This window comes from Ruegeria sp. CDSA021, assembly GCF_059612325.1.
Map to the genome: position 1 here is coordinate 76269 of NZ_JBXWQJ010000010.1, position 17535 is coordinate 93803.

Consider the following 17535-nt stretch of genomic DNA (forward strand, 5'->3'; position numbering starts at 1 on the left):
ATGATGCATCCCGCCGACCTGCCGGATACGGTATCCGTTTTTCCATTGCCCGGGGCACTGCTGTTGCCCCGTTCGCGCCTGCCACTTCACATCTTTGAACCGCGTTATCTGCAGATGCTGGACGACGCGCTGAAAACCAAGGAAAGGCTGATCGCAATGGTTCAGCCGAACCCTTCGGTCAGCGACGAGGACAGGCTGCACCGTATCGGATGTGCCGGGCGGGTGACGCAGTTTTCCGAAACAGAAGATGGTCGGTACCTGATCACGTTGACAGGTGTGTCGCGGTTCCGCATTGCGTCCGAGCTGGACGCATTCACGCCCTATCGCCGGTGCGCTGTCTCGTGGAACGGCTTCGACCGGGATCTTGGTAGGTCCGAAAAAGATGACGGGTTCAACCGCACCAAGTTTCTGAACTTGCTGGAACGTTTCTTTTCGTCCCGGCAACTGTCCACTGATTGGGATTCATTGAAAGACGCAGACGATGAGTTGCTTGTGAACTCTTTGTCGATGCTTTTGGATTTTGATCCCGAAGACAAACAAGCCCTGCTGGAGGCCCCCTGCCTGCGCACCCGGCGCGAGACATTGGTGACACTGATCGAATTTGCCATGCGCGGCGGATCGAACGAGGAAAAACTGCAATGACCAACCCCGACCATGCTTTTGACCGCCACATGCTCGAAGCGCTGATCTGCCCGCAGACACACACCACGCTGCACTATGACGCTGAAAAGCAAGAGCTTGTGTCCAAGGCCGCCGGATTGGCCTTTCCCATCCGCAACGGGATCCCGGTCATGCTGATCGACGAGGCGCGGCAGCTCGACTAGATAGGTCGCCCTTGCAACAATTTGGGCAGGTCTCCGGTCAACCCGGCTGCTTCCCTGACAAAGCCGCGACGCAACCCGGGTAAAGAGCCGACAATTCCCATGCCAATATCTCGTCCAAGGCGCAGTAGGGGGTTATCGTTGGAAAACAGCTTGTTGAAGACATCCGTCGCCATCGCAAGCGAGGCAGTGTCAAAGCGGCGCCACTCCTGATACCGCTCTAGCACCATGGTCGATCCGATATCCTCGCCGCGTCGCCCGGCCAGTGTCAGAACCTCGGCCAAGGCCCCGACATCGCGTAGGCCGGCATTCAGCCCCTGACCGGCGATGGGATGCATTCCGTGGGCGGCATCCCCGACCAGCGCCATGCGGATGCCGACAAAGGAATTGGCGATGGTCAGGTTCAACGGGTATGTGAAACGATCACCAGCAAGGTGGATATCACCCAGAAAATCGCCAAACCGTGGGCGCAGCACCTGCAGATAATCTTCTTCGGGTAGGGCGTTGATCCGGGCTGCGGTCTCGGTGCGTTCGCTCCAGACGATGGAGCTGCGATTTCCGGTCAACGGCAGAATCGCCAGCGGGCCGGGCGGCATGAAGAACTGATGGGCAATGCCGTTATGCGGCAGATCATGATCAATGGCGCAGACCAGCGCCGTTTGGCCATAGTCCCAACCGGTGGGTTTGATACCCGCCCGCGACGCGGTGCCGCTGCGGCGGCCGTCACAGCCGACCAGCAGGCCGCCTTGCACGGTTGTGCCGTCGTCCAACGTTAAGGTCACTTCGGTGGCGTCGGTCTGTTGGGCTACGACGGTCTTACCGCTTACCTGAGTGATGCGCGGTTCTTCCGTCATCGCGTCCAGAAAAGCCCGGCGCAGATGGCGGTCTTCGACCATAAAGCCCATCGGGCCTTCTTCGATCTCGGCATGGTCAAAATGCATGAAAAAGGGTGATGGCCCTGTTCCGGCATGGCCGTCTGTAACCTTGATTTCCAGCATCGGCTGAGCGTGTTCCGCAACACGATCCCACACGCCGATGGCATCCAGCAGGCGTTGCGACGCCAGGGCCAGCGCATAAGCACGTCCGTCAAATGCCGCATTCTTGCGAACTTTCTCAGCCAGCGCATCGATCACCGTGACCGAGTGACCGGTTTGTGCCAGTGCCAGCGCCAAAGCAGGGCCGTTCAGCCCGCCGCCCACGATCAGAATATCAGATGCCTGTGTCATGCCCTGCAATATGCGCGCCCTTTCGGGATTGTCCATGTGCAGTCCTGTCGCTACCGTCCCCTTAAGCCGAAAAGCAGGAGGGGGCAGGATGCAGGATTGGTTGACCATGACCGCGTGTGATTTGGGCCGTGGCATTGGGATGGGTCAGATTGATCCGGTCGAGCTCACCGAGACCTATCTTGCGGCCATCGACGCCCACCCGCATCGGGACCGCATCTATGCCCGCGTCACCCATGATCGCGCCCGGTCTGAGGCTGAAGCAGCAAAGCAGCGCGCCAAATTGGGCCTGCGACGCTCTTTGCTGGACGGGGTCCCGATCAGTTGGAAAGACCTGTTCGACACTGCAGGAACCGTAACCGAGGCGGGCTCGGCTCTGTTGAAGGATCGCCTGCCGGATGCGGATGCGCTGGTGTTACGCAACGCGACGCAGATGGGCACCGTCTGTCTGGGCAAGACTCATATGAGCGAGTTGGCCTTTTCCGGGCTTGGGCTGAACCCGATCACCGAAACTCCGCCCTGCATACATGACGAGGCAGCCGTGCCGGGTGGGTCGTCTTCAGGGGCTGGCGCTTCGGTTGCCTGGGGTCTGGCGGCTTGCGGAATCGGATCGGACACCGGCGGGTCGGTCCGTATCCCGGCGGCGTGGAACGATTTGGTGGGGCTGAAAACCACTGCCGGACGACTCAGTCTGGAAGGTGTGGTGCCGCTCTGCTTGCGTTTTGATACGGTTGGGCCTCTGGCGCGGTCGGTCGAGGACGCCGCGCATATGTTGGCTCTACTCGAGGGCGGAATGCCTGCCGATCTGCGTGGTGCTTCGGTCAAAGGTCGCCGCTTTGCCGATTTGCAAAACATTGCCAAGGACGACCTGCGTGATACGCCCCGCAAGGCGTATGAGGATGCCCTTGCTAAACTTGCGGATGCAGGGGCCGAAATTGTGCCTTTGGAGGTGCCTGCACTGAACGAGGCCATGACCCTGACCAGCATCGTTTACACCACCGAGGCCTATGGGTTGTGGCGCGATGTGATCGAGGCCAACCCCGAGGCGATGTACCCCGAGATCCTTGAACGTTTCCGCATCGGAATGGAGTTTTCCGGCCCCGACTATGTGTCCGCTTGGTCCAAGCTCAAGGCTTGCCGCACCGCGTGGGATGCAGCAACCGCCGGGTTTGATGCCGTTCTGGCCCCCACTGCACCGATTCTGCCGCCCAATCTGGAGCGGCTGATGAATGACCACGACTATTACGTGACCGAGAATCTGCTGGCCCTGCGCAACACGCGGATCGGCAATCTGATGGGTCTTGCAGCGCTGAGCCTGCCCACTGGAACTCCCAGTTGCGGTCTGATGATGCTGGGCTATCCCGGCTCGGAAGAGGCGCTTTTGCGGCTGGGTTCAGCGGCGGAATCGGTACTGGCCTGAATGCCACAATCCCCTGATTCGGAACCTCTTTGTCTGGACGGGGAGGCGCACGGACTGTAATCTGCTAAAAAAACGGGGCGCAAATGACCCCGATATTGAGGCAGTATTATGAATTTCCCCGAGCGGTTTTCGAACCTACCGGCTTATGCATTCCCGCGTCTGCGCGCCCTGTTGGATCATCACCAGCCGGGCGGTGACGTTGTTCACATGACCATTGGCGCACCCACGCATGATTTTCCGGCCTGGGTGACTGATGTCATCATCGAAAACGCCGCCGGGTTTCAGGGGTATCCTCCGAACGAAGGCTCGGAAGACCTGCGTGGTGCGATCACAGACTGGATTTATCGACGCTATGGGGTCCAGATGGACCCGGATGCCAATGTGATGGCACTGAACGGCACCCGTGAGGGGCTGTACAACGCCGCCATGGCGCTGTGTCCTGAACAGAAGAACGGCCAGCAACCGATCATCCTGTGCCCGAATCCGTTTTATCAGGTCTATATGGTCGCCTTGCTTTCGGTAGGAGCGCAGCCCTATTTTGTGCCTGCCACCGCCGCGACGGGCCATCTGCCGGACTATGCTGGTCTGCCTGCAGATGTGCTGAATCGCACCGCCGTGGCCTATATCTGTTCGCCTGCCAACCCGCAGGGGGCTGTTGCCTCTCGCGAATATTGGGTCGAACTGATCCGTCTGGCCGAGCAATACGATTTCCGCATTTTCGCGGATGAATGCTATTCCGAGATTTACCGGGACAAGGCCCCGACAGGTATTCTGACCGTCGCGCAAGAACTTGGTGCTGATCCTGAGCGGATCACGTTGTTCAATTCGCTTTCCAAACGCTCAAACCTGGCCGGGTTGCGGTCGGGGCTGATCACGGGTGGGCCCGAGACGATCAAGCAAGTCAAGCAATTGCGCACCTATGCCGGGTCGCCTCTGCCGCTGCCCTTGCAAGCTGCCGCAGCAAAGGTCTGGGCAGATGAGGAACATGTTCAGGAAAACCGTGCGCTGTATCAGGAAAAATACGCTATCGCGGATCATGTGTTCGCAGGTGTGCAGGGATACATGTCGCCAGAGGCGGGGTTCTTTTTGTGGCTGCCGGTCGAGAATGGCGAAGACACTGCATTGAAAGTCTGGAAGGGCACCGGGGTTCGGGTTCTGCCGGGCGCATATCTTTCACAAGGTGATCCGGGGAATAACCCGGGCAAAGGCTTTATCCGGGTTGCATTGGTGGCCCCAAAAACAGAGTTGCAGCGTGGTCTGATCACACTCCGCGACTGCATCTATTCGTGAGGTACGAGGGCAAAATGGCATCATATAACGCGCGCAACCGCGATCCATTGTTGGACAGCACCACGCAGGCCGCTTTGGAGCGACGCAGTAAGGAACTGATCGGTATCGCCTTGATTCTGCTGGGTTTGGCTGCGGCGGCGATGATCTGGTCCTACACGCCCGATGATCCGAACTGGATGGTGTCGACCGACGCCCCGGTACAGAACTGGATGGGACGGATTGGCGCGTCGATCGCAGCGCCCTTGTTCATGATCGTGGGGTGGGGCAGCTGGGGCATCGCGCTTGTTCTGATCGCGTGGGGTTTGCGTTTCGCGGGCCACTTCGGTGAAGACCGGGCCATCGCAAGGTTGATTTTTGCCCCGATCTGGATTGCCGTTGTCTCGGTCTATGCCGCGACCCTTGTTCCCGATGCCGAATGGCGCGCAACCCACAGCTATGGGCTGGGCGGTTTGTTTGGCGACACTGTCATGGGAGCGTTGCTGACACTGTTGCCGATCTCTTCACATTTTCTGGTCAAGCTAATGTCATTGACCATGGCGGTCGGCATGATTGCGCTGGGCATTTTTGTTTTGGGCTTCACTAAGGCCGACGTGAAACGTGGTTTCCACGCCTTCCTGCTGGGCCTTGTGATGTCCTATGACATGCTGATGACCCTGATGGGGCGCGGTGCGGCGTCGGCGGCGCAAGCGGCACGGGATCGCCGAGCGCAGTGGGAAGAACGCAAACTTGCGCGTACTGAGGCGGAAGAGGCCATTTATGAAGACGATCTGGCTTACGCTGATCCAATCTTTGAAGACCCCGAGCTGGAAAGCCCGGAACCTGCGGTGAAAGGCGGACTGCTGTCGCGCATGCCGTCGCTTATCCGCCGCCCTGACCCTATGCCCGAACCTGAGCTGGTCGATCCTGAACCGATCGCGGGCTTTGATGAGATGCCGGGCGAGGATCGCATCCGGTCGAAAATCTCGGCCGCTGTACGCAATCGCAAAGTGGCGGCAGGTGAGATGACGCCCGAGCCGGACCCGAACCTGCCATTGACCAAAGGTCGAGGCCGCCGCCCTGGTCCGCTGATCCTGAATACAAGCCAGCCGGATGGTCTGCCGATGGAGCCGCCGGTGACGGCTGCGGGCTTGCCGCCCGAGCCTCCGGTTTCGACGGATGTCACTACAGAGTGGCAAGATCCGGCACCGACGGGATATACGCCGGAGCCGATGCTGGATCATTATGCGTCTGAGCCGGAAGTAGACGATGCCCCGGTCTTCGAAGATGTTGAAGAGCCCGCACCGCAGCCGCGACCTGCAATGAAAATCCCTGTGGCCGAACCGCGAAAACCCGTGGTTGCGCAACCCGTGCGCCGCACACCGCAGCCATCCCGACGGGCACAGGCCGAAGCGCAACCGGCGTTGTCGTTTGAGGACAAGCATGCCGATTTCGAACTGCCTCCGCTGGGATTGTTATCGAATCCGGCCAGCATTCAGCGTCATCATCTGAGTGATGAGGCGTTGGAAGAAAACGCGCGGATGCTGGAAAATGTTCTGGATGATTACGGCGTCAAAGGTGAGATCGTCAGCGTTCGCCCTGGTCCGGTTGTCACCATGTACGAGTTGGAACCGGCTCCGGGTTTGAAAGCCAGCCGCGTGATTGGCCTGGCCGATGACATTGCGCGTTCGATGTCAGCGCTGTCGGCACGTGTTTCAACCCTGCCGGGACGCTCTGTCATCGGCATCGAACTGCCCAACGAAAACCGCGAGATGGTGGTTCTGCGCGAAATTCTCGCCAGCCGTGACTTTGGCGATGGCAATCATGCACTGCCTCTGGCACTGGGCAAGGATATTGGCGGCGAATCCGTTGTGGCGAACCTGGCCAAGATGCCTCACTTGCTGATCGCAGGGACCACCGGTTCCGGTAAATCGGTGGCAATCAACACAATGATCCTGTCGTTGCTGTACAAGCTGACACCGGATGAATGCCGCCTGATCATGATCGATCCGAAGATGCTGGAACTTTCCGTTTATGACGGCATCCCGCACCTGCTCTCGCCAGTCGTCACCGACCCGAAAAAGGCGGTCGTCGCGCTGAAATGGGTCGTGGGTGAGATGGAAGACCGCTATCGCAAGATGTCCAAAATGGGTGTCCGCAATATTGCCGGTTACAACGGTCGCGTGAAAGACGCGCTGGCCAAGGGCGAGCTGTTCAGCCGCACGGTACAGACCGGCTTTGACGATGAAACCGGCGAGCCAACCTTTGAGACCGAAGAATTCGCACCCGAAGCGATGCCCTATATCGTCGTGATCGTCGACGAAATGGCTGACCTGATGATGGTTGCAGGCAAGGAAATCGAAGCCTGCATCCAGCGTCTGGCACAGATGGCGCGGGCCTCGGGCATTCACCTGATCATGGCCACACAACGCCCTTCGGTCGACGTGATCACCGGTACAATCAAGGCCAACTTCCCGACGCGGATTTCATTCCAAGTGACCTCGAAAGTCGACAGCCGCACTATCTTGGGTGAAATGGGCGCTGAACAGCTTCTGGGGCAGGGCGACATGCTCTATATGGCTGGCGGGGCCAAGATCACCCGCTGCCACGGGCCATTCGTCTCAGATGAAGAGGTCGAGGAAATCGTCAACCACCTGAAACAGTTTGGTCCGCCAGACTACGTGAACACGGTGCTGGACGGCCCGGCTGAGGACAAGGCTGACAATATCGACGCTGTTCTGGGTCTGAGCACCGGCGGCAATACAAACGGAGAGGATGCCCTGTATGATCAGGCGGTGGCGATTGTGATCAAGGATCGCAAATGTTCGACCTCTTACATTCAGCGAAAACTTGCCATTGGCTACAACAAAGCTGCGCGGCTGGTTGAGCAGATGGAAGACGAAGGCGTTGTTTCTGCGGCAAATCACGTCGGTAAGAGGGAAATCCTCGTCCCCGAGCAGTAAGATATTTAATAACAAGGGCAGAAGGCCTATCTGTACGGCATGAAACAGATCGCTTTTGCCCTTGCTTTGACACTGGCCGCTCCTGCCGCATGGGCGGCGGATAAGCTGCCGCTTTCGCAGATTTCGAATTACCTGAACGGATTGAAAACGGTTGAGACGACTTTCACGCAAGTGAACGATGACGGATCGTTGAGCACCGGTAAGCTGTGGATGCAGCGCCCGGGCAAGATGCGGTTCGAATATGACCCACCCAATAGCGCAGTTGTTTTGGCACGTTCGGGCAGTGTTCAGATTTTCGATCCGAAATCCAACCAGCCCCCCGAGCAATACCCGCTGAAGCGTACGCCGCTGTCCATTGTATTGGCGCGGAATGTGAACTTGGGTCAGGCCAATATGGTCGTAGGCCACAGCTTTGACGGCACAGCCACCGTGGTCACGGCACAAGACCCCAAGAACCCCGAGGCAGGCCGGATTGAGCTTATGTTTACGGACAACCCGGTCGAATTGCGCAAATGGGTGATTCACGATAACGCCGGTGGGCAGACAAGCGTTCTGCTCGGTGCGCTGAATGAAGGTGGACGCCTCGATCAGGGCTTGTTCTCGAACAGAAAGAGGGTCGGGTCAGGCAATCGCTGACCCGCCCGAATGTGTCAGTATCTGCAGTTCGCCAACTGCGCTTGGTACAATTGCGCACGCGCGTCCACGTCATTGGCCACGTTCAACAACCAGGATTTGCTGTTGTAACTGCCGCGCGCGTACCCGGTATGACCTTCGTGATAAGCGAGGTATTGATTGCGCGTATCTGCCGGGTGGATGCCGTTACGTTCGTTGCTTTTATTCATGTACCAGCCGATGAAGTCTGACGCGTCGCGGATACGATCCCGCTTGGCCCGGCGTTTTCCGGTTTCGCGCTGGTATTGCTCCCACGTACCATCAAGCGCCTGACCGTAGCCGTAAGCGCTGCTTTGACGACCCATCGGGATGACGCCTAAAACGTATCTATGCGGGGTGCGCGCATCATGGCGATAGCGGCTTTCCTGATAGATCGTGGCCATCTGAACGTGAACGGGAACGCCCCATTTGCGCTCGGTGTTTTTGAAGGCCTTGATGTAGTCAGGCTTTTCACGCGCAATGCTGCACGCGTCGTTCAATCTGCTGGGCGGCTGTTTGGAGCCACCCCCACAGGATGCCAGAAGCAGCACCCCGAAGAGTACGATAAGAATTCTGCTCATGTGCCTCGTGCCTTTTTTGGGGCATTCTAACGCAGATTGAGTAATTATGAAATCACAATCGTTATAAAACGATAGCCAGAATAACCGGTAACGCTGCGACGGAAAGCACGGTGGATACCATGACCATGCCAGCGACTGCATCGGAATCGGCCCCAAACCGTTCTGCCAACAGGTAAGAGGTTACCGCAACCGGCGTACAGATCTGCAATATCAGAACGCCAAAAGCGATGGTGTCCAGATCAAACAGCACCCCGATACCCCATCCCAAAGCAAAACACACGGTCAGCTTCAACGCTGACAGCCAGATCGCTTGCCCCAGGCTACGTGACGTCAGGCGGGCGATTGCCACGCCGACGGTGACCAGCATCAGTGGGACGGCCATTTGCCCCAAGAGCTCCAATGTGTTTGTCAGGAATTTAGGTGTTTGCCAGCCTTGCCAAAGAAAAACTGCACCAAGGATCGTAGCCCAAGCCATCGGCTGGCGCACAACCTGGCCCCATGCACCTTTTCCTGCGACCAGATAAATCCCATAGGTGAAGGAAAACAGTGCAGTTACAGACAGAAAGATGACTGCATAGCCCAAGCCGATCTGACCAAAGGCAAAAATGCACAACGGCAGGCCGAGGTTGCCGGTATTACCAAAAATCAAAGGTGACAGGTAAGTTCTCTGATCCAGTTTCAAGCCGCGAACGATCAGCCAGAACACCAACGCCAGCAAAAGATTTGCAAGCAAGGTCGCCATTGTGAAGCGCGAAAGATCTCCGCCCGGGATTTCGGTTTGCATGAGGGCAACAAAGATCAGGCTGGGCATTGCCAGGGTTGTCGCAAAGCGGGTGACGAACTGCAGGCGATACTCGAACCCCAGTTTGACCCAGGCAAAACCAATCCCCGCCAACAGAAAGACCGGCGCTACGATTTCGAACACTGTCAGTATTAGGTTCACAGACTGTTTCCCTGAGTTTCACATCAATGATTGGCTTTTCGGGCCAGAAACGGGTAGTAAATGCTCTGGGGGCTGAAACAATGCTAAAGACACGTGCAAAATACGGCTTAGGCCAGGTGGTTCGTCACAAAAAACACCCTTTCCGAGGGGTAATCTTTGACGTGGATCCAGAATTTTCAAATACCGAGGAATGGTATCAGGCCATCCCTGAAGACAGCCGTCCACGGAAAGAGCAGCCATTCTATCACCTGTTGGCTGAGAACGACCAATCCTTCTATGTTGCTTATGTTTCAGAACAAAATTTGGTTGCCGACTATTCCGGAGAGCCGGTCGAGCACCCGGATATCCCCAATATGTTTGGTCCGTTCGAAGACGGCGCATACCCCCTGCATTTCCACCTGAACTAAAGTTACCTGCCACCTCGGTGGCGGTTGTGCGCCTGCTAGTATCCAAGGGCGCAGCCGTCCTTGCGCGGGTCGCTGGCACCTTCCAAAACACCGTCTTCCCGGATTCGGATCGCTTGCGCACCCCCTAGTGGCGTTTCGGGTGTTTCGACAGTGTGTCCAATTTCTGTCAATTGTTTCAGCACCTCTTCTGGGTAGCCACGTTCCAGCTTCAGAACAGATCCGTCGAAGAATGCGCGAGGGGCGTTGATGGCCTCTTGCAGTTCAAGGCCGAAATCTCTGAGATTGGACACAAATCGCGCGTGGCCAGTTGGTTGATACGCTCCGCCCATCACGCCAAAGGGCATCGTGACGCGGTCGTTTTCGGTCAGCATCCCCGGAATAATCGTGTGCATCGGACGCTTGCCGCCGCCCAGCTCGTTCGGGTGGCTCGGCTCCAGCGTGAATCCAGCGCCTCTGTTCTGAAGCAAGATACCATATTTTTCTGATGCGATGCCCGATCCAAAACTGTAAAAGATCGAGTAGATCAACGACACGGCCATCCGATCGCGGTCAACGACAGTGATATAGACAGTGTCCTTGTGAATGGCTTCGGTCAAAGGTGCCGCCGCAGGTATTGCACGTTTGGGATCAATGAGCGCGGCCAGCTTGGCGGCCAGTTCAGGGTCAAGAAAGCGCTCTGCTCTGGCCATATGGTCTGGGTCTGCGATGAATCTGTTGCGTGCATCATAGGCCAGTTTGGTCGCCTCTGCCTCGATGTGAATCCGGTCTGCTCCGAATGGATCCATGTGGGTCAGATCAAAGTGTTTCAGGATATTCAGCAGCAAAATCGCAGTCGCGCCTTGGCCGTTTGGCGGATGTTCCACCAGATCAACGCCTTTGTATTCTCCGCGCATGGGCTGAGCGTCGCTACATCCCGCGTTTTGAAAGTCCTCAGCGGTGTGGACGCCGCCGCGAGCGGACAAGGCTGCAATCATGTCCTCGGCAATGTCGCCCGAATAAAACGCGCCGCGACCTTCGCTTGCGATCCGACGCAATACTTCGGCTTGACCTGGCGCGCGAAAGATCTGTCCGACTGAAGGGGCTTGCCCGTCGATCAGATAGTGGTCGCGCGCCGAACCTTGCAGGGTTTCCGCCCCAATTCTCCAGTCAAACGCAACTCGGGGCGCAACGGGAACACCCGCTTCCGCGTAGTGAATTGCAGGGGTCAGGATCGCGTCCAACCCCAAACGCCCTTCAGTCTCTGCCAGATGGCAGAACGCGTCCACAGCACCGGGAATTGTCACGGCATCCGGCCCGTTCAAGGGCACAGATGAAAGGCCCTGATCGCGCAAAAGCTGTGCCTGAGCTGCAGCTGGCGATCGGCCTGAACCGTTCAAGGCTCGGATTCGGCTTTCCCCAGCCCGGTTGAACAGAACAAAGCAATCGCCGCCCAACCCGGTCATCTGCGGCTCGCAAATTCCCAGCAGGACCGCTCCGGCAATAGCGGCGTCCATTGCATTGCCGCCCTGTTCCAGAGTGTCGATCGCTACTTTAGCTGCAAGCGGGTGAGATGTTGCACACATCCCGTGCGTCGCAAAAACTTCTGACCGGCCTGGTTTATGCAGATCCCTCATGGTGTGCTCTTTCTCCCTGAAACAAGGGAAAGCTATTCACTGATCCAGGATTGTCCAGAGATTTCAGGAGAGAAGTTCCTCGGCGCCTTTCACTGGGTGGGGGCTGTGATAAGTGGCGCCGAGGGAAGCTATCTGAGCTACGAGTCACTGTATGGCGGTTGTTTGCGGCGCGACAATGTTTCGAAAATGGCGTTATTGTGACCAGTTATGCCCGATTAGGCGCATTGCCGAAGTTAAACCGCTGGGAAAGCCGATTGCACCCATCTCGGCGCTCATACCGGATGTCACTGGTGAGCTGATGAATCAGGAACCAGCCAAACCCCCCTTCCGGCAGGTCTTGCGTTGTTTCCCCCAGCGGTGCAGGCGTTCCGTCCGGCATCCGAAAACCGGGCAGCGGATGGCCGGTATCCGAGATCAGGATGTCCAGCCTATCCCGGTCCAGTCGGCAAGTGACCTGAACATTGGCCGGTGCAATGCCATTGTATGCGTGTTCCACCACGTTGTTGATTGCTTCGGCCAATGCAATCTTCACATCGTCCGATTTATGAGGTGGCAAGCCATGATTTGCCAGACCACTGCTAGGCCGCGCGATACCTGCGCTGGCTTCTGTGTCCGTCGCGTGGAAGCTTAGCTCCAGGCAGGTCTTGTTACAAATTGGCTCCACGCCCATTCACTCCTGCCTTGGTTACGCATCTGGCGCGGACAGCGCGTCGTCCAGTGTTGAAAACAACCGGAAAACAGTATCCATGCGCGTCAGGCGAAAAACTTTCTCGACCACTGGCTGCGGCCCGGCCAGATCCAGTTGCCGGTCTTTGCCCAGCTGCTTCATCGACGCCACAATGGCACCCAGACCGCTGGAATCGATGAACTGAACGCCGGATAGATCCAGCACAACGCGATCTGCGCCGGTCTCGGTTTCCGAGCGCATGTCTTCCTTGAACTGAATGGCCATTGCGGCATCGATCCGGTCGGAATGAACGGTGATAATCTGCGTTGCGCCGTTTGACGCGCTGGTCAGCCCCATGGTTTGGGCACCCTCCAAACTGAAAAATGAGTCGTAGAAATACGCTAGACGCCAATTCTTACCATTCGGTATTTAAGAACCGAAAAGCAGGAGGAAAACCCGGATGAAAGATGTTGTGATTGCAGGGGCCGCCAGAACGCCAATGGGTGGTTTTCAAGGCATGTTCGATGGGGTTGCGGCAGCCGACCTTGGGGGGGACGCGATCCGGGCGGCGTTAAGCCAGGCAGGGGCACAATCAGTTGATGAAGTTCTGATGGGATGTGTTTTGCCAGCGGGGCAGGGCCAGGCCCCCGCGCGGCAGGCAGGTTTTGCCGCTGGTTTGGGCGAAGAGGTCCCGGCAACAACGCTGAACAAGATGTGCGGCTCGGGCATGAAAGCGGCAATGGTTGCCTTTGACCAGATTGCCTTGGGCCATGCGGATACAATGGTTGCAGGCGGAATGGAGAGTATGACGAATGCCCCCTACCTGCTGCCCAAGATGCGCGGTGGTGCCCGCATTGGCCACGGTCAGGTGGTCGATCATATGTTCCTGGACGGGCTCGAAGACGCCTATGACAAAGGCCGTCTGATGGGCACCTTTGCCGAGGATTGTGCCGAAGCCTATCAGTTCACCCGCGAAGCGCAGGATGAGTATGCGCTGCAGTCTCTGTCGAACGCCCTGACCGCACAGGAAAACGGTGCATTTGATCGGGAAATTGCTCCGGTCACAGTTCGTACTCGAAAGGGTGAGTTTGTGCACGACACCGATGAGCAACCAAATTCTGCCCGCCCTGATAAAATTCCTACGCTGAAACCCGCGTTTCGCAAGGACGGTACAGTGACGGCCGCCAACTCCTCTTCGATTTCGGACGGGGCCGCGGCGCTTGTTCTGGCTTCGGCCGAGGCGGCCGAAGCGCAAGGGCTGGCGGTGCGTGCCCGTGTTTTGGGTCACGCCAGTCACGCCCAGGCACCCGGGCTGTTTACCACTGCGCCGGTTCCGGCCGCACAGAAACTATTGTCCCGCATCGGCTGGAGCAAGGAGGATGTTGACCTGTGGGAAGTCAACGAAGCCTTCGCGGTTGTGCCGATGGCGTTCATGCATGAAATGGGATTGCCGCGCGACAAAGTGAACGTGAATGGCGGCGCCTGTGCGCTGGGTCATCCTATCGGTGCCTCGGGCGCGCGCATCATGGTTACATTGCTGAACGCATTGGAGAAGCGAGACCTCAAACGAGGAGTTGCGGCCATCTGCATCGGCGGCGGCGAAGGCACCGCGATTGCAATCGAACGCGTTTGACCCTTCATCTTTTTCCAAATACTTCGGGGGTGCGGGGGCAGCGCCCCCGCGCAGTCCCAATGGATAAGAACCAATGACAGTCGATTACGACAGCCTGACCAACACAATCGCAGCATTGACCGAAGGCGAAACGGATCAGGTCGCTTTGATGGCCACGGTCGCGTGCGAGGTGCATCATTCTGACGACCGCTTTGACTGGACCGGATTTTATCGTGTGGTGGAACCTGGTTTGCTAAAAATCGGCCCTTATCAAGGTGGGCATGGGTGCCTTGTCATCCCGTTCGAACGCGGCGTTTGCGGTGCCGCAGCGAAGACAGGCAAGGTGCAGCTTGTGCCGGATGTTGACGCTTTCCCGGGTCATATTGCATGCGCGTCTTCAACCCGATCTGAACTTGTCCTTCCGGTGCGGGATCAGTCAGGCGATATCATTGCTGTTTTTGACATTGATAGCGATCAGCCAGCTGCATTCTCATCGTTGGATGCGCAAAAACTCCAAGATATTCTGACGGCTGTTTTTGTAGAGTCCTAACTGTCGCAGTCGTTGCTGGCTTGCATCAAAACCAAGGATTTCCGGGGGATTGCACGGCTATTTCGAGTTCGCCTTGCGGGTTTCGAAGCGATCTCATATCAAAATCCATAGCGAAGGTTCTTTTTTGGGTGTTTCTCAGGGATTCAAGAAGCTGAAATCAATCCGAGGGTCACAGGCGGGGCGCCCAAAAAAGGGATAAAACGCGCGCATATGGCAACCTTCCCGGATCGTGTGGGCGTTTTACCTCATTCGGTGGCAAGCAGTGCGTCGCAGGTCGACAGGGTGTTCCTCTGCCTGAATGAGTATCACGATGTACCTGGCTTTCTGAACGAGTTCGACAACGTCACTGCTGTGATCCCCGAGCGGGACTATAAGGATGTCGGCAAGTTTATTTTCCAACCTGATCCTGAAGACACCGTTTTTCTTGTCGATGACGATATCGAATATGCCGACAACTATGCCCGTCAGACCCTGCGCCGTGCGCGGGGCGTTGGAATGGATAAGCGCGTCTTCGGTTATCACGCGACGACGTTCTCAAACCCGACGCCAAGGTCGATACGGCAACGCACGTTATTGCGGATGAATCAAAAGCTCACATACTCTACCAGAGTCCATCAGTTGGGAACCGGAACCGTCATGCTGTCCGGATCACTGTTTCCACCTCTGGATTACATGGAGGGCAGTGAGAAGTTCGTTGATGTACGTTTTGCCCGCTACTGTTTCGAAAATGATATCGAAATGTGGACTTTACCCAGAAACCGGCGCCGCTTTCCCAGTTTGCTCGCCGGGCTTGAGCCGGAGAAACGCGAAACGATTGCTGATAGTTTCAGCCGTCGTTGGCCGCAACATGTGCTGGATGAAGTGAAGGTTTTTGCGGGTCTTCAATTCTGAAGCCAAACGAGCTTTCCGACATTGAACGTGTTCCGGGAAGTACCCAGGGCGTGAAGGATAGCCCTTCTTGATGGAAACACGGCAAGGGAGCGCCGCGCGACGTCTTTCCGAAGTCAAATAGCTGTCTGAAGCCATTTCGCATAACTTGTTAGTTTCATATTTTCGATACCCTTTCACCTGCCGGTTCTTAAGGGCCAAGTTTGCCTGCGGTCGTCAACTCGGCGGTTGGCGGTCTGCACAATTCAAAATCCAATCGAAAACCATGCGTGAAAAAATGCTTGGAAATTTCACAAACTTGCTTCATCGTGAAAATAGGAAGAAAAATTTCACAAGATTCGGAGTGGCCAGTGAACAGCCATGCCCCCCAAAGCGCGACACTCGGAGCCGACCTAAGGGCCTTGCGCAAGGCCCGAGGATTGACCTTGACCGAGATTGCAACGCGGCTGGATCGGTCGGTGGGATGGGTGAGTCAGGTTGAACGCGACATGTCCGCCCCCTCGATCTCGGACCTGCGCCAGATCGCCGAGTGCCTTGGCGTCCCCATGTCGATGTTGTTTGCGCATTCAGCTGCACCTGCAGACGAGCAAGGGTATGTTGTGCGCGCGGGGTCACGTCGTCCCATGGGGTCGGGCGAAGAAGGGCTGATCGAAGAGTTGCTCTCGCCGGATCTGACCGATGACTTCGAAATGGTGCATTCCACGTTCGAGCCCAATTCGAAGATGCAGACGCCCGCCAATCGCCCGACGCAAGAAGTGGGCTACATGATCTCTGGCCGATTGGATCTGAACATCGGATCACGCGCATTTTCCGTCGGGCCAGGTGACAGTTTTCGGATCAAACACGAACCTTATCAATGGTCTAACCCCTATGATGAGCCCGCGGTGGCCATCTGGGTCATCGCTCCACCGGTGTATTGATGAGCTTTGAAGCCTGGACCATATTCGCGCTGTTCTGGGTGGTATTCGTGACCACGCCGGGCCCGAACGCAGTCAATTGCATCTCGAACGGGATGAGTTTGCCGTTCCCCAAGGCGATGTTGGGTGTTCTGGCAATCCTCACGCAGGCAAGCGCCTTTCTTATCCTGTCTGCGCTGGGCGTTACTGCTTTGATTGCCGCCTCTCCGACCGGGTTCTTTATCGTCAAGCTATTGGGTGCAGGGTTTCTGATCTGGGTTGGAATACGTGGATGGATGAATGCTGCAAAACCTGCACCGGCCTCCGAAAGGCCGGCTCGGCACGTCTATTTTCATGCGCTGGCTGTTGCGGCGATCAATCCCAAAAGCGTGGCCGGATACCTCGCCGCCTTCTCACAATTCGTTCAGCCCGACGTGCCAATCTGGCAGCAGATGGGAGTGATCATGCCCACGGCGCTGATCATCACAACGCTCAGCTACACCGGCTTCACCCTGTTAGGTGCGCTGATGGGCAAAGCGGCGCTGGGGGCCGTGTTCAACATTTGGGTCCGTCGCGTAATGGCGACCTGTTTTGTCATCTACGGCGTGTTGTTAGGGGCCAGCAGCTCGCCCGCAGCAAGGGGGTAAACACATGCATACCGGATCCTGCCTGTGCGGCGCAGTCGCATTTACAATCGACGGAGATCTGTCGCCGCCCTCGGTCTGCCATTGCAGCCAGTGCCGAACGCAATCGGGCCATGTCTGGGCGTCGACTTCGACCCATCAGGACAACCTTAGCTTCACTGCAAGCGATACACTCAGCTGGTTTCGCGCCTCTGACATCGCCCGGCGTGGGTTTTGCAGTGCGTGTGGCTCGTTCCTCTTCTGGCAGCACAATGACGAGGACACGATTTCAGTTTCCATGGGTGCGCTCCGCGAACCCACGGGTTTGATGCTCTCGAAGCACATCTTTGTCGCCGACAAGGGCGATTACTACGACATCACGGACGATCTGCCTCAAGAGGCACAGTAACA

The 17535-nt window shown here is 57.1% G+C and carries 19 protein-coding genes; 13 read left to right on the forward strand and 6 right to left on the reverse strand.

Annotation, left to right across the window (positions count from 1 at the left end):
- Positions 1–642, forward strand: coding sequence for an LON peptidase substrate-binding domain-containing protein (locus AC2FLD_RS14330; RefSeq protein WP_496670059.1), 642 nt, complete (start codon positions 1–3; stop codon positions 640–642).
- Entirely contained in the window at positions 639–824 is a 186-nt protein-coding gene (locus AC2FLD_RS14335; RefSeq protein WP_496670058.1) for a Trm112 family protein, read from the forward strand. Before AC2FLD_RS14330 ends, AC2FLD_RS14335 begins: the two co-directional genes overlap by 4 nt.
- Here the strand turns inward: AC2FLD_RS14335 and AC2FLD_RS14340 are convergent.
- Entirely contained in the window at positions 821–2083 is a 1263-nt protein-coding gene (locus AC2FLD_RS14340; protein ID WP_496670057.1) for an FAD-dependent monooxygenase, read from the reverse strand. The two genes, AC2FLD_RS14335 and AC2FLD_RS14340, sit on opposite strands and share 4 nt — an antisense overlap.
- A 52-nt stretch (positions 2084–2135) precedes the next feature.
- Here AC2FLD_RS14340 and AC2FLD_RS14345 point away from each other — a divergent pair, with 52 nt between their 5' ends.
- From AC2FLD_RS14345 to AC2FLD_RS14360, 4 genes are all read left to right on the forward strand, one after another.
- Entirely contained in the window at positions 2136–3464 is a 1329-nt protein-coding gene (locus AC2FLD_RS14345; protein ID WP_496670056.1) for an amidase, read from the forward strand.
- A gap of 108 nt (positions 3465–3572) precedes the next feature.
- Positions 3573–4754: an aminotransferase class I/II-fold pyridoxal phosphate-dependent enzyme gene (locus tag AC2FLD_RS14350; RefSeq protein ID WP_496670055.1), complete on the forward strand. Its 1182-nt coding sequence runs from the start codon at positions 3573–3575 to the stop codon at positions 4752–4754.
- A gap of 14 nt (positions 4755–4768) precedes the next feature.
- A complete protein-coding gene (locus tag AC2FLD_RS14355; protein WP_496670054.1) occupies positions 4769–7693 on the forward strand; it encodes a DNA translocase FtsK in 2925 nt (974 codons plus the stop codon).
- Positions 7694–7732: 39 nt separating this feature from the next.
- Complete coding sequence (locus AC2FLD_RS14360; RefSeq protein WP_050604940.1) at positions 7733–8329, forward strand: LolA family protein; 597 nt, start codon at positions 7733–7735, stop codon at positions 8327–8329.
- A gap of 14 nt (positions 8330–8343) precedes the next feature.
- Here AC2FLD_RS14360 and AC2FLD_RS14365 read toward each other — a convergent pair whose 3' ends face one another.
- Both AC2FLD_RS14365 and AC2FLD_RS14370 read right to left on the reverse strand, forming a co-directional pair.
- Entirely contained in the window at positions 8344–8925 is a 582-nt protein-coding gene (locus AC2FLD_RS14365) for a transglycosylase SLT domain-containing protein (protein ID WP_050604941.1), read from the reverse strand.
- A gap of 61 nt (positions 8926–8986) precedes the next feature.
- The gene (locus AC2FLD_RS14370) at positions 8987–9868 is read right to left on the reverse strand and encodes an AEC family transporter (protein WP_496670053.1); all 882 of its coding nucleotides are present in this window, start codon (positions 9866–9868) and stop codon (positions 8987–8989) included.
- A gap of 80 nt (positions 9869–9948) precedes the next feature.
- On the opposite strand from AC2FLD_RS14370, the gene hspQ reads away from it, so the two are divergent.
- Positions 9949–10275 (forward strand): heat shock protein HspQ, encoded by a 327-nt coding sequence (gene hspQ / locus AC2FLD_RS14375; RefSeq protein WP_050604943.1) that lies wholly within the window; start codon positions 9949–9951, stop codon positions 10273–10275.
- 35 nt (positions 10276–10310) lie between these two features.
- On the opposite strand, the gene AC2FLD_RS14380 is transcribed toward hspQ, so the two are convergent.
- From AC2FLD_RS14380 to AC2FLD_RS14390, 3 genes are all read right to left on the reverse strand, one after another.
- A complete protein-coding gene (locus tag AC2FLD_RS14380; protein ID WP_496670052.1) occupies positions 10311–11888 on the reverse strand; it encodes a gamma-glutamyltransferase family protein in 1578 nt (525 codons plus the stop codon).
- Between the two features lie 205 nt (positions 11889–12093).
- Complete coding sequence (locus tag AC2FLD_RS14385; RefSeq protein ID WP_496670051.1) at positions 12094–12558, reverse strand: ATP-binding protein; 465 nt, start codon at positions 12556–12558, stop codon at positions 12094–12096.
- A 15-nt stretch (positions 12559–12573) separates the two neighbouring features.
- Positions 12574–12912, reverse strand: coding sequence for an STAS domain-containing protein (locus tag AC2FLD_RS14390; protein WP_496670050.1), 339 nt, complete (start codon positions 12910–12912; stop codon positions 12574–12576).
- 103 nt (positions 12913–13015) lie between these two features.
- On the opposite strand from AC2FLD_RS14390, the gene AC2FLD_RS14395 reads away from it, so the two are divergent.
- The 6 genes from AC2FLD_RS14395 to AC2FLD_RS14420 all read left to right on the forward strand — a co-directional run bounded on the left by AC2FLD_RS14395 (position 13016) and on the right by AC2FLD_RS14420 (position 17533).
- Positions 13016–14188 carry a thiolase family protein gene (locus AC2FLD_RS14395; RefSeq protein ID WP_496670049.1) on the forward strand — a complete coding sequence of 391 codons (1173 nt, stop codon included), beginning with the start codon at positions 13016–13018 and terminating at the stop codon, positions 14186–14188.
- 73 nt (positions 14189–14261) lie between these two features.
- A complete protein-coding gene (locus AC2FLD_RS14400) occupies positions 14262–14717 on the forward strand; it encodes a GAF domain-containing protein (protein ID WP_496670048.1) in 456 nt (151 codons plus the stop codon).
- 210 nt (positions 14718–14927) lie between these two features.
- A complete protein-coding gene (locus tag AC2FLD_RS14405; RefSeq protein ID WP_496670047.1) occupies positions 14928–15608 on the forward strand; it encodes a hypothetical protein in 681 nt (226 codons plus the stop codon).
- Positions 15609–15955: 347 nt separating this feature from the next.
- On the forward strand, positions 15956–16525 hold the full coding sequence (locus AC2FLD_RS14410) for a helix-turn-helix domain-containing protein (RefSeq protein WP_496670046.1): 570 nt from the start codon (positions 15956–15958) through the stop codon (positions 16523–16525).
- Positions 16525–17148 carry a LysE family translocator gene (locus tag AC2FLD_RS14415; RefSeq protein WP_050604951.1) on the forward strand — a complete coding sequence of 208 codons (624 nt, stop codon included), beginning with the start codon at positions 16525–16527 and terminating at the stop codon, positions 17146–17148. The genes AC2FLD_RS14410 and AC2FLD_RS14415 overlap by 1 nt, the downstream gene beginning before the upstream one ends.
- A gap of 4 nt (positions 17149–17152) precedes the next feature.
- Positions 17153–17533: a GFA family protein gene (locus AC2FLD_RS14420; RefSeq protein WP_050604952.1), complete on the forward strand. Its 381-nt coding sequence runs from the start codon at positions 17153–17155 to the stop codon at positions 17531–17533.
- The last annotated feature ends 2 nt before the right edge of the window (positions 17534–17535 follow it).

Excerpts from the sequence above, each read along its gene's own strand:
- AC2FLD_RS14330 (WP_496670059.1), top strand. The coding sequence starts at position 1 with ATGATGCATCCCGCCGACCTGCCGGATACGGTATCCGTTTTTCCATTG.
- AC2FLD_RS14335 (WP_496670058.1), top strand. The coding sequence starts at position 639 with ATGACCAACCCCGACCATGCTTTTGACCGCCACATGCTCGAAGCGCTG.
- AC2FLD_RS14340 (WP_496670057.1), bottom strand. The coding sequence starts at position 2,083 with ATGGACAATCCCGAAAGGGCGCGCATATTGCAGGGCATGACACAGGCA.
- AC2FLD_RS14345 (WP_496670056.1), top strand. The coding sequence starts at position 2,136 with ATGCAGGATTGGTTGACCATGACCGCGTGTGATTTGGGCCGTGGCATT.
- AC2FLD_RS14350 (WP_496670055.1), top strand. The coding sequence starts at position 3,573 with ATGAATTTCCCCGAGCGGTTTTCGAACCTACCGGCTTATGCATTCCCG.
- AC2FLD_RS14355 (WP_496670054.1), top strand. The coding sequence starts at position 4,769 with ATGGCATCATATAACGCGCGCAACCGCGATCCATTGTTGGACAGCACC.
- AC2FLD_RS14360 (WP_050604940.1), top strand. The coding sequence starts at position 7,733 with ATGAAACAGATCGCTTTTGCCCTTGCTTTGACACTGGCCGCTCCTGCC.
- AC2FLD_RS14365 (WP_050604941.1), bottom strand. The coding sequence starts at position 8,925 with ATGAGCAGAATTCTTATCGTACTCTTCGGGGTGCTGCTTCTGGCATCC.
- hspQ (WP_050604943.1), top strand. The coding sequence starts at position 9,949 with ATGCTAAAGACACGTGCAAAATACGGCTTAGGCCAGGTGGTTCGTCAC.
- AC2FLD_RS14380 (WP_496670052.1), bottom strand. The coding sequence starts at position 11,888 with ATGAGGGATCTGCATAAACCAGGCCGGTCAGAAGTTTTTGCGACGCAC.
- AC2FLD_RS14385 (WP_496670051.1), bottom strand. The coding sequence starts at position 12,558 with ATGGGCGTGGAGCCAATTTGTAACAAGACCTGCCTGGAGCTAAGCTTC.
- AC2FLD_RS14390 (WP_496670050.1), bottom strand. The coding sequence starts at position 12,912 with ATGGGGCTGACCAGCGCGTCAAACGGCGCAACGCAGATTATCACCGTT.
- AC2FLD_RS14395 (WP_496670049.1), top strand. The coding sequence starts at position 13,016 with ATGAAAGATGTTGTGATTGCAGGGGCCGCCAGAACGCCAATGGGTGGT.
- AC2FLD_RS14400 (WP_496670048.1), top strand. The coding sequence starts at position 14,262 with ATGACAGTCGATTACGACAGCCTGACCAACACAATCGCAGCATTGACC.
- AC2FLD_RS14405 (WP_496670047.1), top strand. The coding sequence starts at position 14,928 with ATGGCAACCTTCCCGGATCGTGTGGGCGTTTTACCTCATTCGGTGGCA.
- AC2FLD_RS14415 (WP_050604951.1), top strand. The coding sequence starts at position 16,525 with ATGAGCTTTGAAGCCTGGACCATATTCGCGCTGTTCTGGGTGGTATTC.
- AC2FLD_RS14420 (WP_050604952.1), top strand. The coding sequence starts at position 17,153 with ATGCATACCGGATCCTGCCTGTGCGGCGCAGTCGCATTTACAATCGAC.